Source organism: Microbacterium sp. KUDC0406 (assembly GCF_021582875.1).
Taxonomy (GTDB): domain Bacteria; phylum Actinomycetota; class Actinomycetes; order Actinomycetales; family Microbacteriaceae; genus Microbacterium.
The window spans coordinates 2,383,656-2,397,495 of sequence record NZ_CP091138.1 but is presented as its reverse complement, the minus strand read 5'-3'; the positions used below and the strand labels follow the sequence as shown (position 1 = coordinate 2,397,495).

The following is a 13,840-nucleotide window of genomic DNA, read 5'->3' as shown; positions in this document are numbered from 1 at the left end:
CAATGTGAAGGGGGAGCGCGATGGACGTCATGCTCGACTTGGAGCGGCTGCGCACCGCGAAGAGCGGTTTGCAGGCCTCGGTCGACGCGTTCGAGGCGGCGGCGGCGACCAACGACACGCTCGAGAGCGCCATCGGTCGCCCGGATGGCCGGTCCGGCCTGCGGAGCAAGGTCTCCGACTTCGAGGACGACTGGAAGTCGAACCGTGGAAAGCTGCAGAAGAATCTCGATGAGATCCTCAAGCAACTGACCGGCATCATCGACGGATGGAATCAGTGGGACACCGATACGGCGAACGGCATGGAGACGCCGACCAGTACCGCTGACGTCTCCGTCGGAAAGGCGACTGCGCAATGAGATCACCGTTCACGCAGAATGAGCTCCGTCCACTGGACGGCAACCCGACGACGATCTGGGACGACGGGCAGGCGTTCGTCACTCTCGCCGGCACGATGTCCGAGACCGCCGACCTGCTGACCGAGATCGGCGACTCCAGCGTGCACAAGAGCAAGGGCACCGACAAGCTCGGCGACATGGCGAAGGACTCGTCCGGCGACCTGTCGGATGCTGCCGTGCGCTACGAGGGCACGGGGAAGGCGCTGCGCACCTATGCCAACGCGCTGAGGACGGCGCAGAACTGGCTCGACCTGCATCTGGAAGAGGTCCGGAACGCCGAGAACGACTACCAGGACGCCCTCGACGCGAAGGAGACGGCGGACCGCAAGGTGTCCTCCCTCGACCACCAGTGGCCCTGGGAGGACGAGCCGACTCAGACCGAGAAGGACGAGGCATCCGGGGCAGCGGACGCCGCAGCGGGCTCTCTCTCCGCAGCGGAGGCGGAGCGCAACAGCCAGTGGCATTCCTTCGACCACGTCTTCGGGACCTGGTCAGATGCTTATGACGACGCGGTCGACGGCGTGCAGAAGGCGATGGACGCCGCCGACAACGGTGATGGATTCTGGGGGTTCGTCGACGATCTGCTGACCGTCATCTCCGTCGTCCTGATCGTGCTGACGGTGGTGGCGCTGATCATCGGCGCACCTTTCACGGGTCTGCTGGCCGGGATCATCCTGGGCCTCACCGTGCTGAGCCTCGGCCTCACCCTGCTCAAGTACGCCGACGGCCGGGCCACGCTCACCGAGGTGATCATCGCGACCGTCAGCCTGCTGCCGTTCGGCATCGGCAAGGTGCTGTCCAAGGGCGCGCCGGCGCTGGGCGCGGTGGTCAAGGGCGGGCGCGGAGTGGTGACCTCGGTGATCCGTTCCGGGATCCCGCGGATGCGCCTGCTGCATCCCTCCACCTGGGGCAAGCCGTTCCAGTGGATGGCCGCGCCGTTCCGGTCGATGCACAATCTCCCTCGGCCCGGGATGTTCGTGAATCCGCTGAAGACCATCGTCAACGGCGGTCCGGAGGCGCAGCAGATCCAGCGGTTCCTGACCACCATGAACGGCTCCCGCTGGGCGTCGAATCCCGCCGTGCAGAACTTCGTCACGCAGACGGCGGGGAGTCTCCCCGGCAGGTTCACCCAATTCCTCAATGCGGTGAACTGGACCGGTGCGGCCGGGCTCACAGGGTACGGAGCCGCGACGGCACCGTGGTGATCAGGCCCTACGCTGGGTGATGATGGCTTCGAATCGCGCGCACCTGCAGAAGAGATTCACCACCGCCTACCTGCTACTGAGGATGCTGCAGGCGGCGGTCCTGATCGTGTTCCTCGTGGCTTCGCTGCTGTTCACCGGCGGTCAGGTCGCGGCGAAGGGGGCGCCGATCTGGGGCGCGGTGCTGGACTATCCGCTGTTCGTCCTGCCGGGGTGGCTGATGCTGGCAGTGTCGGCACTCGGCGTGCTGATGGTCGTCCCCGTGCTGTCTCTGGCGAGGCTGACGGATGCGGGGCGTGTGGTGGGTGCGTTCTCCGCGACCGCCGCGGCCACGGCCGCATCCTTCTTCTTCGCCTGGTCCTCGCCCGTCGATCCGAGTTCCGGGCTGCGCTGGGTCGCGGCGTGCACGGACGGTGCGGTCCTGGTGATCCTGCTCGTCGTCGCCGGTGTGATCGCCTATCGCTCCGATCGCGCACGCGCACGAGAGGGACTTCCGCTGTGGACGGAAATGGACGCTGACGATGAGCGATGAGGAACCCGGCGGCTTCAGCATCCTCTTCCCGCCAGGGTGGTCGCGTTACTTCGTCGATGACGAGGGTCGGAAGGCGCTGACCGCGCGGATGTCGGCCCAGATCCGGGCGCTGGGGCGGCCGGACCTCGATCTCGAGGCCCGCATGCTGATCAATCAGCAGTGGAAGCAGTTGCAGACCCGGCGTGTCGGGGCCGTCTATCTGCCGGATGCTCCCGTCGCTGAGGATTCCGCGCCGCTGCCGATGTCGTTCGCGCTGATCCAGCATCGTGCGCGTCCCGGGGTCGACTTCGAATCCTCGTTCCGGGACATGGCTCATGGCCGGCTCGAGTCGTTCGACACGGTGATCGGCCGTGTTCTGCGCGCCGAGAGCGAACGGCGGGGGAAGGACGAGCTCAAAGAGGTCATCGGCCGGCAGGTCGACTACGGCATCCCGCTCCCGATTCCCGGTGACGGACGCGGGATGATCGTGTCGGCTTCGATCACGACCCTCGACGACACGGATCCGAATCTGGTCGCGGGACTCGTCGAACTCGCCGACACGATCGTCGAGACGTTCCGGTGGCGCGCATGACCTCGTACCGGGCCCGGCCGGATCAGACCGCCTGGCTGACCGTCCCGTCGGAGTTCCCCTGGAACGGGTTCGGCGACGACGTCGCGTGGGCCGCGGAGGTCGCGCAGGACCGTGTGGTCGAAGAAGCCCCGGTGGCTGTGCGCACCGCCGTCGCGGAGAGCGCTCTCGCCATCGTGCGGTCGACGCCCCCGTTGCCGGGTGTGCTGGAGCGCTTCTGGTGGCTTCCGTCGATCGGCGGGGTCGGGGTCGTCGCTCATCTGAGTGCCGTGCAGCTCGAAGGGGCGCTGGTGTCGGAGCCGCTCGACGCGTTCGCGCTCGCAGGCGCGGGGGAATGGTCCAGACGATCTCGGAGATCGAAGGCACCGCGTTCACGGAAGCGGTCGACTGCGTGCTGCTGATCCCGCTGGACGAGGGCACGATCGCACTGCGAAGGCAGATCGGGCGGCATGACGGGATGCTGCTGTACGTCGACGTGTTCGTCGAGAGCGGTGCTCAGCTGTACGAGGCTGAGCAGGACATCACCGCGCTCTTCGCATCGATCGAGGTGCAGCCCGCCTGATGGAATCGCTGCGGCTCTTCTGCCTGCGGCCTCAGCGCGCCTTCATATCTGACTCTGCGGGCGTCGGTATCGGAGATGGGGGACACATGTGGCACCTGTGAGTCATCGGCCATTGGAGCCGCTGATCGAAGGAGCCCAGGAGTGGACGCCGACGGACTGGTGGCGACTGGAGCTCCGCTCGTTCATCGTCGCTCCCACCGTGGTCAGGGATCTGGCGGTGCTCGCGCCGGAGGAGGCCGTCAAGGACGAGTACACGAAGATCACGGCGGGCAGCTGTCTGCAATCGCTCGCGTATCTGTTCTCGATCGCCGGGCCGCTGGTGGGCGCGGCCATGATGATCCGCTGGGCCTGGACGCAGGGCGCACGATTCGATCTGCCGATCGTCCCGGCCGGAGTCCTCACGGCGCTCGCACTTCTGGTCTCGCTGTACGGTCTGATCCAGGAGCGCCGGCACCCGCGAGCGACGTCCCGGGGTCGGTGCTCACGCTGGCGCTTCTTCACATCATTCCCGGCATCGTGTCGCTGGTCATCGCCGGAACAGCCGGGAGCACCCTGCTGACCGGGGCGGACGCGTTCTGGATGGCGGTGATCGTGGCGGACATCGTGCTGCACGTCGTGATGATCGTCAGGGGGCCGGTCAAGCCCGGAGGACCGCAGAACGAGGTCGACAATGTGCGGCAGGGCGTGCGCGAAGCGCCCGCGGATCTCGTTGCGGAGATCTCGGAGCGACGAGGTGCGGCGATCGCGCTGCTCCTCTCGCGCGGGCTGATCGACGCGGATGCCGCGCACCGGGCGGACGCGTGCGCGCCGGGCGAGCTGGGGTTGACGATGGCTCCTGAGGTGTCGCGGAGGACGGGTGTCCGGCAGTAGCCTGCGGCGGCGTCGTATGGGTAGTTGTGCCCATGGACGGTTTCTTGCGGGGTCTCGTAGGGTTGTTGGTGTCGGGCCGGGGTGGTCCGGTCCAACCGTTTACTGGAGGTGTTGACGATGGCCGATTTCGGTGCGTCTTATGCGGAGATGGAGCAGGTGGCGTCGTCGCTGTCGCAGGCTCGTGATGACATTCAGGGTCAGCTGGACACTCTGAAGGGGCAGGTGGACAACCTGCTGGGTGAGGACTTCAAGACGCAGCACGCGTCGGGCAAGTTCGGTGAGGGCTACGGTGAGCTGACGACGGGTCTGAAGCAGGCTGTGGACGGTATCAACGACATGTCCGAGTCGCTGCTGGGCATGATGCGTGCGATCCAGGACCTGGACCAGCAGCTCGCCGGCAGCTGAGCCGCATATGTTTCCGCGGAGCGGTCGGTGCTGATGGGCGCCGGCCGCTTCGTCGCATCCGAGGGGGAGCATCATGCCGGACCGCAGGCTGAGGGCAGCGCTCGACGGGCTGCGCGTGCGGGTGCCCGCCTCACCGGAGGATGCTGCGGCGCTGCGCGCCGAGGTGCGTGCGGCCGACGCCGCTCTGGGCGAGCTGCTGCGCCGCCCCGTCGACCGAGACGGAGCAGAGGCATGACCGACGTCAGGATGGACCTCGGACGGCTGGAATCGACTGCGCACACCGCCAAGGGTCTCGCGACCACCTTCGACGAGGCGGAGGAGTTCGCGGACGATCTCGGCGGTCTCACCGGCCACGGAGGCCTCGCGGACAAGATCGAGGACTTCGGCGGCAAGTGGGACATCGCGCGCGAGGAGCTGCGCGACAACCTGCGCTCGCAGGCCGACTTCATGCAGGCGATCGTCGACACGTTCCGCGACCTGGACGCGGAGATGGCACAGGACGGGGAGAGCTAGATCATGAGCGTCCTCCCCGGCCGGCCGGCCGAGCTGACCTCCCGCGCCGCCGGCCTGGTCACCTCGGCGGAGGTCATCCTCACCGTCATCCAGGAGCTGCGCGGCATCGTGCAGGACGACGAGGGGAAGGCCGTCCAGGCTCTCTACGAGCAGAACGAGCAGATCTCCTCGGACCTGGAGCGGATCCATCCGCGCTACAAGGGCACTGCCGACGCGATCACCGAGTACGCCGTCGCGCTCACCGCGGCGCACTCGGACGCCGACACCGCGCAGGGGGACCTCGACGACGCGCTGGTCGCGCAGGGCCGCGCCGACCGCGCTCTCGAGGATCTCAACGACCGGGTGAGCGCCGCGGACGATCCGTCCCCGTCGCTCACCGACCAGGTCCCCGGTGCGCAGCGCGCCGCAGACGACGCCCTCGCCGCGGTGGGGTCCGCCCGCGCGCGGATCGAGGCGGCGCGCGAGGCCATGAACGACGCCGCCGAGACGGCCATCCGCCGGATCGACGCCGCGATCGACTCCACGAACGAGGGCTTCTGGGACAAGGTCGGTGACTTCTTCTCCGACATCGGGGACTTCCTCGCCGGCATCGCCGACTGGATCGACGACTTCCTGCAGGACGTCGTCGACCTGTTCAAGAAGATCGCCGACACGATCGTCGCGATCCTGGGGGCGCTCGTCGTGCTGCTGCTCATCGTCGCGATCGGGGCGCTGTTCGGCACGATCGGTCTCATCATCGGCGCGGTGATCGCCGGCGTCCTCGCCGCCTTCCTCATCTGGAGCGTGCTGTCCGACGTGCTGAAGGACACGCCGAAAGTGAGCGAGACCGACCCGTACGCGAAGACGAAGGTCAAGGACATCCCCGACGATCCGAGCCTGCGGAACGTCCTCGATGGCGCCGGAGAGGTCGACGAGCTCGGGCTGGAGGACGAGAGCGTCGTGAAGATCACGAAGGTGCTCGGTCCCGACGGCTGGTACTACACCGTGACTCTGCCGAGCACGCAGGAGTGGCTTTCGCGTTTCGGCGACAAGGGCGCTGTGAACGACCTCGACAGCAACCTCGCGCTGATGCTCACGCCCGCGCTGCAGACCCAGTACGAACGTGCGGTGCTGGATGCGATGGCGCAGGAGGGGATCGGGCCGAACGACCCGGTGATGCTCGTCGGGTTCAGCCAGGGCGGCATCATGGCCGGCCACCTCGCCGCGTACAACTCCGACTACAACTGGCAGGCGGTCGTCGCCGCGGGTGCGCCGATCGACCACATGCCCATCCCGGACAGCATCGACGTCGTCTCGGTGCAGCACAACGGCGACCCGGTTCCGAGGCTGGATGCCATCGCCGGCGACTTCGACAGCGTCGACCACGGGTCGAACTGGACGTCGATCCGGGTGGATCCGCCGAACCCGGATCCGGTCCTCGGCGTGGACGTCGGCGCGCACAAGGCCGTCAAATACTCCGCCACCTATCAGCAGCATCTTGCAGAGATCCAGGCGAAGCATCCCGACCTCGCGAATTTCTTCAACAATGATGGGTACACGGACATCTCGTACTACCACTGGAGCGAATGACCTTGAAGCGATGGGCCAAGGGAAGGCGGCGTCTGCTCGCCGTGACGCTCACCGGCATATTGCTCGGTGGCGGGCTGGTCGGGTGCGGTGCTCCGGAACCGGGCAGCGATACAGAGGAGACCACTGTGGACTACGGCGACGTATCGACTGCCGTGACAGAAGCTGTGCCGCGGGTCGTTGAGGTGGATCAGCTGCAGCGATCGCGAGACGGGTTCGGATATCGGCTGAGCGTCGGCCTCGTCACTGACTCTGCGGAGCCGTTCACGAGTGATGAGCTGGATGCCGTCATCGAGACGATCTGGCTGACCCTGCCGTGGGAACCGGGGACCATCAAGCTGGTCGCCGGCGTCACAACAGCCGACGAGGAGGATCCCGTCGACCTCCGGGCGGCGGCCGCGGAGCTCGCCCCTCTCACCGTCACGAACGCCGGCCAAGGGGGTGTCAGCGTGGCGGACATGAAGTTCCGTTACGGCGCCTGGACGGCGCCGGAGTGAGCCGCCCCGAGCTGCGCTTCCGCCTGCCAGGGCGCTGGTTCTCGGTCGACCTCTCCAGTGAGGATGCCACCGGCGGCATCCGTCCGCCGGATCGCGAAGGACGCCGTCGGCGCTGCCGACGACCGCGCCGCGGAGCGTGCGCGGGTGCGTCGTCAGCTCGAGGAGGCCGTCGCGGCCGGCGCGCAGGGCGACGTGCGCGCGATCATGTTCGCGACCGAGATCGTCGCCGGCACGCCGCTGCCGGTGACACTGCTCGTCTTCGAGCCGGCCGACCTGCGGATGAGTCCCGCGATCGGCACGTCACCGCAGAAGGTGCTGGCCGTGCTGGCCGAGGGGCTGAAGCGGATCGACCCGGTCGCGCACGCCTCGATGGTCGAGGTGCGCGGGCCCTCCGCTCAGGCGCTGCGCACGCACCGCGTCGAGCCCGTCCAGGACGGCAGCGAGGCCGACGGCACCCTGCGGCTGGTCGCCGACTACTGGATTCCCGTTCCCGGCACCAAGCAGATGCTGGTGGTGCGCTTGTCCACGCCGCTGGGCGAGCTCGAGAATATGATGTGCGCGCTGTTCGACGAGTTCGTCGCGGCGTCGTACTTCAGCGCGGAGCATCCGCCGTCGCTGCGCGAAGAACTCTTCGCCGCGAACGGCTGATCTGCGCGGTGCTCAGCGACCGGCGTCGGCGAGATGCCGCGCGTGATGGTTCAGCACCTTGACCATGATGCCGCGGCGGCGCAGCTCGGCGACCGTGCGGGTCTCCTCGTCGATGTCGCGGCCCAGTGCGTGGATGGTCGCGACCACGAGCACATCGCCCGGGCGGAGGGTGTCGATGAGACGCGCGAGGCGATCGCCCCAGCTCTCCAGGATCTCGGGGGCCGGATGCCGGAACCCCTCGATCGGCACCCCGAAGCGGGTGAGGTCGTCACGCTGCCCGACCACCGAGGGCATGCCCTCGCGGCTGACGACGAGACCGACCAGACGTGCGCCGTCGGGGCGGGCCGACCACCAGTTGTCGTTCTGCTGCAGCTCGGTGAAGCACTTCGGGCACTGCGCGGCCACGTGCGGCAGGTTCAGCGGGCTGGTCAGTGCGTCCTCGATCGCCGCGGGGCGTTCCGGGGTGTTCATCACGTCATCCATCGCCGTACCTCCTCCTCTATTCTGCCCGACTCGCGCGGAAGCGGATGCCTGCTCAGACCAGTCCCAGCGCACGCACGGCTTCGCGCTCGCCGGTGAGCTCTGCGACGGAGGCGTCGATGCGCATCCGCGAACGATCGTCGATCTCCAGTCCCTCGATGATCTCCCAGCGGTCGCCGGCGGAGCGCACCGGGAACGAGGAGACGAGGCCTTCCGGTACACCGTACTCTCCGCGGGAGACGACGGCGGCGCTCGTCCAGTCGGTGCCGCGCACCCAGTCGCGGACATGGTCGATGGTCGCGCTCGCCGCCGATGCGACCGATGACGACCCTCGGACCTCGATGATCTCGGCGCCGCGCTGCGCGACCCGGGGATGAAGGTGCCGTCGAGCCAGGTCTCGACGTCGCCGACGCGCTCGGACAGAGCATCGGTCACCGGCCGCCCGTCCACGGTCGCGTGCGAGACGTCCGGGTACTGGGTCGCGGAGTGGTTTCCCCAGATCGTCACCCGTCGGATGCCGCGCACCGGAGCATCGAGAACCGCGGCGAGCTGCGCCCTGGCGCGGTTCTCATCGAGCCGGGTCAGCGCGCTGAATCTCTCGTCCGGCACACCGTCGGCCGCGGCGGCGGCGATCAGGGCGTTCGTGTTGGCCGGGTTGCCCACGACGCTCACGCGGACATCGGATGCCGCGTGCGCGGCGATCGCACGCCCCTGGGGCGCGAAGATCCCGCCGTTCGCCGCGAGCAGGTCACCTCGCTCCATGCCCGGTCCGCGCGGGCGGGCGCCGACCAGCAGGGCGAGGTTGGCCCCGTCGAACCCGACGGCGGGGTCGGCGGTGACCTCGACGTCGTCGAGCAGGTCGAAGGCGGCGTCCTGCAGTTCGAGCGCAGCGCCCTCGGCCGCCTTCAGCCCCTGCGGGATCTCGAGCAGTCGCAGCCGGACGCGCTCGTCCGGGCCGAGCAGGTCGCCCGCCGCGATGCGGAACAGCAGTGCGTAGCCGATCTGTCCGCCGGCTCCGGTGAGGGTGATGGTGGTCGCCATGAACCGAGCCTATGCCGTGTGCGCAGCCCGCTGCGCGGGGTACCTTTTCTGCATGACGTTCAATCCGGATGCCGACATCTCCGGCAACAAGACGCGTCGCCGGGGGCGCACGACGGCGATCGCCGGCGGCGGGGCCGTGGGCATCATCGGCATCCTGGCACTGCTCGCCGGTCCGCTCTTCGGCATCGATCTCTCGGGTCTGGTCGGCGGGCTCGACCAGGGCTCGCAGCAGCCCGCCGCCGGCGACGGCACCCTGAGCGACTGCGACACCGGAGAAGACGCGAACACCCGCGACGACTGCCGCATGGCCGGGGCCGAGGTTGTGCTCAACGACTACTGGGCGCAGCACGTCGAGGGCTACGTCGAGCCCACCCTGACGGTCGTCGACGGCCAGACGCCCACCCAGTGCGGCACCGCCTCGAATGCGGTGGGGCCGTTCTACTGCCCGCCCGAGCAGGGCGTGTACATCGACCCGACGTTCTTCCAGCTGATGCGGCAGCAGTTCGGCGCCTCCGCCGACGGCCTCGCGCAGCTGTACATCGTCGGGCACGAGTGGGGGCACCACATCCAGAACATCACCGGGACGATGGACAGACACCCCGACAACGGCACGGGGCCCACCAGCAACGGAGTGCGCACCGAACTGCAGGCCGACTGCTACGCGGGGGCCTGGCTGGGCGATGTCACCGAGCAGAAGGACAAGAACGGGAACCCGTATCTCGAGAAGCCCACCGACGCGCAGGTGAAGGACGCGCTGAACGCGGCGTTCACGGTCGGTGACGATCACATCCAGCAGCAGTCCGGCTTCGTCAACCCCGAGAGCTGGACGCACGGATCGAGCGAGCAGCGACAGTACTGGTTCGCGAACGGGTACAAGAACGGACTCGGCGTCTGCGACACCTTCTCGGTGCCGGGGAACCAGCTGTAGCATCCGGCTAGGTTGAAGGGGAACGCAGTCCGCACGACCGGGGGTGAAGAATGGATCTGGACGTGCTGTATCCGCCGATCGAACCGTACGAGACCGGCGAGCTCATCGTCGGCGACGGCAACCGTGTCCACTGGGAGCAGAGCGGCAACCCCGACGGCAAGCCGGTCGTGTTCCTGCACGGCGGGCCCGGTGGCGGCACCGCCGCCTGGCACCGGCGGTTCTTCGACCCCGAGGTCTACCGCATCGTGCTGTTCGACCAGCGCGGATGCGGCAGGAGCACTCCGCACGTGAGCGATCCGGCTGCCGACCTGCGGTTCAACACCACCTGGCATCTTGTCGCCGACATCGAGCTGCTGCGACGCAACCTCGGCATCACGGCATGGCAGGTGTTCGGCGGATCCTGGGGCAGCACCCTCGCACTGGCCTACGCGCAGACGCATCCGGACTCGGTGACCGAGCTGGTGCTGCGCGGCATCTTCACGCTGCGCAGGCACGAGCTGGAGTGGTTCTACGAGGGCGGCGCATCGGCGCTGTTCCCCGACCTGTGGGAGGACTACCTCGCGCCGATCCCAGTGCTCGAGCGCAACAGACTGATCGAGGCGTACCACCGGCGGCTCAGCGACCCCGATCCCGCGGTGCACGTCCCCGCGGCGATCGCATGGACGCGATGGGAGGCGTCGACCGTCACGCTGCGTCCGGATGCCGCGCAGATCGCGTCCGCCACCGAGGCGGCGCACGCGACCGCGTTCGCACGGATCGAGAACCACTACTTCCTGCACGGCGGGTGGATGCGGGAGGGGCAGCTGATCGACGGTGTCGACGTCATCCGGCACATCCCGGCCGTGATCGTGCAGGGACGGCACGACGTGTGCACGCCGATGATGACCGCCTGGGATCTGCACACCGCCTGGCCCGAGGCGGAGTTCGTCGTGGTCGACGACGCCGGCCATTCGGCCTCCGAGCCCGGCATCGCCGCGGCGCTGCGCGCCGCGACCGACGCGTTCCGCCCGATCTCTGGTCGTTGAGCGAGCCGTAGGCGAGTCGAAACGCAGAGACGAAACGCACTGCGTCCGGCAGGCACGTCACGGCGTTTCGTCTCGCTCCTTCGTCGCTCGCTCAACGACCTGGAGGGCTCGCCGTTGTCTTGGTCGTTGAGCGCGCTGCGTCCGGCAGGCACGTCACGGCGTTTCGTCTCGCTCCTTCGTCGCTCGCTCAACGACCTGGAGGGCTCGCCGTTGTCTTGGTCGTTGAGCGAGCGGAGCGAGACGAAACGCTGTCAGCAGACCTGAGGAGTTCAACGACCAGGGAAGGGAAGCCGTCAGGCGCGCAGCGCCGCGAGCAGCGTCTTCACGAGGGTGCCGATGCCGCCCTCGGCGCGGAAGCGGGTCAGGCCCTCGCTCACGGTCGCGGCCGTGCGGGCCGAGACGAACCACGGCGGCTTCGGCAGGATCGTGCCCTTCGATAGGCTCAGGGACCCAGAGCTCGTACGCATCGGAGCCAACGACCGGGGGAACGGACGGAACGGTCCTCGTACCACCGAGCGCTCCACACCGTCGAGCAGCAGTGCGTTGTGCACCACGCCGAGGCCGCTGCCGACGTCCTGGATCGTGTTGCCGGGGAACGCGCCCAGGTCATGGTCGGGGTGATGAACCCGAAAGCTGTCCAGGTGTTCACGGCGATCGAACCGTAGTGCAGCGCGGCGATCGCACGGCCGAACCCGCTGCCGAGACCCTTCTCGGTCGCCAGGTCGATGATCACGTTCGCGCCAAGTGTGCCCTGCAGCCTCTCGTTCGCGTGCGCGATCGCGCCGTCGAGGAACTCCTGACCCAGTCCGGGCAGCTCCTCCACGCCCAGCACGGGCGCGAAGTACTCGGTGTTCTCCAGCGCCCTCGCGTCGTCGTCCGCGCCGATCTCGACCAGCAGACGGTCGGCGAGCTGCAGCGCGTCGGGGTAGTCACCTGCGGCCTGCGACATCCGGACATCCGAGTTCGGGTACCAGATCGGACGATCGGGAGCCGCGGCGTACGCGCGGCGCAGCGCGGCGCGGAACTGCTCCTTCTGGGGCCAGTCGGCCGACATCAGCACGACCTGACCGGCGATGCAGTTGTGCCCGCAGTTCTGCAGGCGCATCGTCGCGACGTGCTCGGCCTGGAACGTGATGTCGGCGTCGGACCATTCGCCGGGCACCACGATGATCGGCGAGACGCCGCCGAGCTCGGCGGTGATCGGCTTCGTCAGCTGCGGGCGGTTCTCGCGGCGGCGGCGCTTGGCGGCTGCCTTCTGGGCTCCTGAGCCGGTCGAAGGGCCCCACACGATCGCGTCGAACGTCGCCGCCGAGCCGGTGATGTGCACGTGCACCAGGTCGTCGTGACCGGTGAGGTAGGCGCCGACCGCCGGCCCGCCGCTGACGATGCGCAGCAGCCCCGGTTCGACCAGGGGCGCCAGCGCCCGTTCGAACACCGGCACCATCGCATCCTGGGTGGGGTTGACCTTCAGCAGCGCGACGCGGTTGTGCGCGAGCAGCTCGTACATCACGTCGAGCACGGGGATCGAGGTGATGTTGCCGGCTCCGAGCACCAGGCCGACTCCGCCGTTCTCGCCGGGGGAGAGCTGGCCGAGGCCGGCATCGCGGCGCGCGGTGTTCGGGGTGATGCCGGGTTCGAGCCAGACCTGCCCCGTGAAGCCCTTGAGCAGGATTCGGTCGCTGCCGGTCAGCGGGAACGCGTCCACCGCGACGCGTCCGCCCGGCGCACGGCTCAGCCGGATGCCGTCGAGTGCTCCGCGACCCTCGGCCATCTTCGTGAGCGTGTCGATGTACGCATCCAGCGCGCCGAGCACGCTGTACGGACCGCTCAGCCACTCCTCGCCGCGCAGCGGGTGCGCGGCATTCAGACCCTTCGATTCCGCGGCCGTCTGCGCCCAGTCCTCGATGTTCGCCGCCGTGCTGGTCCGCACCGCGCGCAGCAGGGTCACCCGCTGTGCGATCGTCAGGCTCGCCCAGGTGCGCGAGCCCGCCTGCAGATCGCGGATCGCGCTGTCGAGGCGCTCTCGCTCGGCGTCGTGGAGAGCGGATGCCGGGGGCGTGGCGCTCTTCGCGGGGGCAGGGGAAGTCATCATCGTCTCCTTCGGGGCCTGCACCTCAGCCTACGCCGCGGTCTTCGTCGGGTCGTTGAGCGAGGGAGCGCAGCGACTGAGACGAAACGGTCTCAGGTCCGCCAGGCACGTCACGGCGTTTCGTCTCGCTCCTTCGTCGCTCGCTCAACGACCCGGGCGCTGGCCGGGAGGAACTCAGATCAGCGAGAGCTCGCGCAGCTTCGACTCGACGTCGGCGTTCGAGGGCTCGACGTGGTGCGAGGCGTCCGGGTAGAGCACCACCGGGATGTTGGTGCGGCCCGAGATCTCCTTGGCGACATCCGCAGCGGCCGGGTCGGCCACCAGGTCGACGTAGGTGTACTCGACACCCAGCTCGTCGAGCTGCTTCTTGGTGCGGATGCAGTCCCGGCACCAGTCGGCGCCGAACATGGTGATGCTGTCGGAGGCGGGAGTCGTCATGCTTCCAGAGTAAGGCCGTCCGGCTGGGCGGGCGCCGTGCCCCTTCGACAGGCTCAGGGACCGATGGGCCGCTGAGCCTGT

The 13,840-nt window shown here is 68.5% G+C and carries 20 protein-coding genes and 1 pseudogene; 16 read left to right on the top strand and 5 right to left on the bottom strand.

Annotated elements, in window-relative coordinates; genetic code table 11:
• Positions 1 to 20: 20 nt before the first annotated feature.
• The 14 genes from L2X99_RS12060 (at position 21) to L2X99_RS11995 (ending at position 7,758) form a co-directional block, all read left to right on the top strand.
• On the top strand, positions 21 to 356 hold the full coding sequence (locus tag L2X99_RS12060; protein ID WP_236126520.1) for a hypothetical protein: 336 nt from the start codon (positions 21 to 23) through the stop codon (positions 354 to 356).
• Positions 353 to 1,600, top strand: coding sequence for an EI24 domain-containing protein (locus L2X99_RS12055; protein WP_236135162.1), 1,248 nt, complete (start codon positions 353 to 355; stop codon positions 1,598 to 1,600). Before L2X99_RS12060 ends, L2X99_RS12055 begins: the two co-directional genes overlap by 4 nt.
• A 19-nt stretch (positions 1,601 to 1,619) precedes the next feature.
• Positions 1,620 to 2,129 carry a hypothetical protein gene (locus L2X99_RS12050; RefSeq protein ID WP_236135161.1) on the top strand — a complete coding sequence of 170 codons (510 nt, stop codon included), beginning with the start codon at positions 1,620 to 1,622 and terminating at the stop codon, positions 2,127 to 2,129.
• Positions 2,119 to 2,700 carry a hypothetical protein gene (locus L2X99_RS12045; protein ID WP_236135160.1) on the top strand — a complete coding sequence of 194 codons (582 nt, stop codon included), beginning with the start codon at positions 2,119 to 2,121 and terminating at the stop codon, positions 2,698 to 2,700. The genes L2X99_RS12050 and L2X99_RS12045 overlap by 11 nt, the downstream gene beginning before the upstream one ends.
• Complete coding sequence (locus tag L2X99_RS12040) at positions 2,697 to 3,098, top strand: hypothetical protein (protein ID WP_236126527.1); 402 nt, start codon at positions 2,697 to 2,699, stop codon at positions 3,096 to 3,098. The genes L2X99_RS12045 and L2X99_RS12040 overlap by 4 nt, the downstream gene beginning before the upstream one ends.
• A complete protein-coding gene (locus tag L2X99_RS12035) occupies positions 3,089 to 3,259 on the top strand; it encodes a hypothetical protein (RefSeq protein WP_236126528.1) in 171 nt (56 codons plus the stop codon). The genes L2X99_RS12040 and L2X99_RS12035 overlap by 10 nt, the downstream gene beginning before the upstream one ends.
• A 112-nt stretch (positions 3,260 to 3,371) precedes the next feature.
• Positions 3,372 to 3,818, top strand: coding sequence for a hypothetical protein (locus L2X99_RS12030; protein ID WP_236135159.1), 447 nt, complete (start codon positions 3,372 to 3,374; stop codon positions 3,816 to 3,818).
• On the top strand, positions 3,776 to 4,129 hold the full coding sequence (locus L2X99_RS12025) for a hypothetical protein (protein WP_236135158.1): 354 nt from the start codon (positions 3,776 to 3,778) through the stop codon (positions 4,127 to 4,129). The genes L2X99_RS12030 and L2X99_RS12025 overlap by 43 nt, the downstream gene beginning before the upstream one ends.
• Positions 4,130 to 4,246: 117 nt before the next feature.
• Positions 4,247 to 4,534 (top strand): WXG100 family type VII secretion target, encoded by a 288-nt coding sequence (locus L2X99_RS12020; protein ID WP_236126519.1) that lies wholly within the window; start codon positions 4,247 to 4,249, stop codon positions 4,532 to 4,534.
• A 73-nt stretch (positions 4,535 to 4,607) separates the two neighbouring features.
• Entirely contained in the window at positions 4,608 to 4,769 is a 162-nt protein-coding gene (locus tag L2X99_RS12015) for a hypothetical protein (RefSeq protein WP_236126530.1), read from the top strand.
• A complete protein-coding gene (locus L2X99_RS12010; protein WP_236126531.1) occupies positions 4,766 to 5,047 on the top strand; it encodes a hypothetical protein in 282 nt (93 codons plus the stop codon). Before L2X99_RS12015 ends, L2X99_RS12010 begins: the two co-directional genes overlap by 4 nt.
• Before the next feature lie 3 nt (positions 5,048 to 5,050).
• Positions 5,051 to 6,616: a type IV secretion system protein gene (locus L2X99_RS12005; protein WP_236126532.1), complete on the top strand. Its 1,566-nt coding sequence runs from the start codon at positions 5,051 to 5,053 to the stop codon at positions 6,614 to 6,616.
• Positions 6,613 to 7,110, top strand: a complete 498-nt coding sequence (locus L2X99_RS12000) for a hypothetical protein (protein ID WP_236135157.1) — start codon at positions 6,613 to 6,615, stop codon at positions 7,108 to 7,110. Before L2X99_RS12005 ends, L2X99_RS12000 begins: the two co-directional genes overlap by 4 nt.
• A gap of 57 nt (positions 7,111 to 7,167) precedes the next feature.
• Positions 7,168 to 7,758, top strand: coding sequence for a hypothetical protein (locus L2X99_RS11995; protein ID WP_236135156.1), 591 nt, complete (start codon positions 7,168 to 7,170; stop codon positions 7,756 to 7,758).
• Positions 7,759 to 7,770: 12 nt separating this feature from the next.
• Here the strand turns inward: L2X99_RS11995 and L2X99_RS18635 are convergent, their stop codons facing one another.
• The gene (locus L2X99_RS18635; RefSeq protein WP_236135155.1) at positions 7,771 to 8,241 is read right to left on the bottom strand and encodes a recombinase family protein; all 471 of its coding nucleotides are present in this window, start codon (positions 8,239 to 8,241) and stop codon (positions 7,771 to 7,773) included.
• Positions 8,242 to 8,374: 133 nt separating this feature from the next.
• Positions 8,375 to 9,279, bottom strand: a pseudogene (locus tag L2X99_RS11985) (malate dehydrogenase); the annotation flags it as partial.
• A gap of 52 nt (positions 9,280 to 9,331) precedes the next feature.
• Between L2X99_RS11985 and ypfJ the strand changes: the two are divergent.
• Together ypfJ and pip are read left to right on the top strand one after the other, a co-directional pair.
• Entirely contained in the window at positions 9,332 to 10,207 is an 876-nt protein-coding gene (ypfJ, locus tag L2X99_RS11980) for a KPN_02809 family neutral zinc metallopeptidase (protein WP_236135154.1), read from the top strand.
• Between the two features lie 50 nt (positions 10,208 to 10,257).
• Complete coding sequence (gene pip / locus L2X99_RS11975) at positions 10,258 to 11,232, top strand: prolyl aminopeptidase (RefSeq protein WP_236126537.1); 975 nt, start codon at positions 10,258 to 10,260, stop codon at positions 11,230 to 11,232.
• Positions 11,233 to 11,525: 293 nt separating this feature from the next.
• Here the strand turns inward: pip and L2X99_RS11970 are convergent, their stop codons facing one another.
• The 3 genes from L2X99_RS11970 to L2X99_RS11960 all read right to left on the bottom strand — a co-directional run bounded on the left by L2X99_RS11970 (position 11,526) and on the right by L2X99_RS11960 (position 13,759).
• On the bottom strand, positions 11,526 to 11,699 hold the full coding sequence (locus tag L2X99_RS11970; RefSeq protein ID WP_236135153.1) for a hypothetical protein: 174 nt from the start codon (positions 11,697 to 11,699) through the stop codon (positions 11,526 to 11,528).
• Positions 11,675 to 13,321: an aldehyde dehydrogenase family protein gene (locus L2X99_RS11965; protein WP_236135152.1), complete on the bottom strand. Its 1,647-nt coding sequence runs from the start codon at positions 13,319 to 13,321 to the stop codon at positions 11,675 to 11,677. Before L2X99_RS11965 ends, L2X99_RS11970 begins: the two co-directional genes overlap by 25 nt.
• A gap of 174 nt (positions 13,322 to 13,495) precedes the next feature.
• Positions 13,496 to 13,759 (bottom strand): glutaredoxin family protein, encoded by a 264-nt coding sequence (locus L2X99_RS11960; RefSeq protein WP_236126540.1) that lies wholly within the window; start codon positions 13,757 to 13,759, stop codon positions 13,496 to 13,498.
• Positions 13,760 to 13,840: the final 81 nt, after the last annotated feature.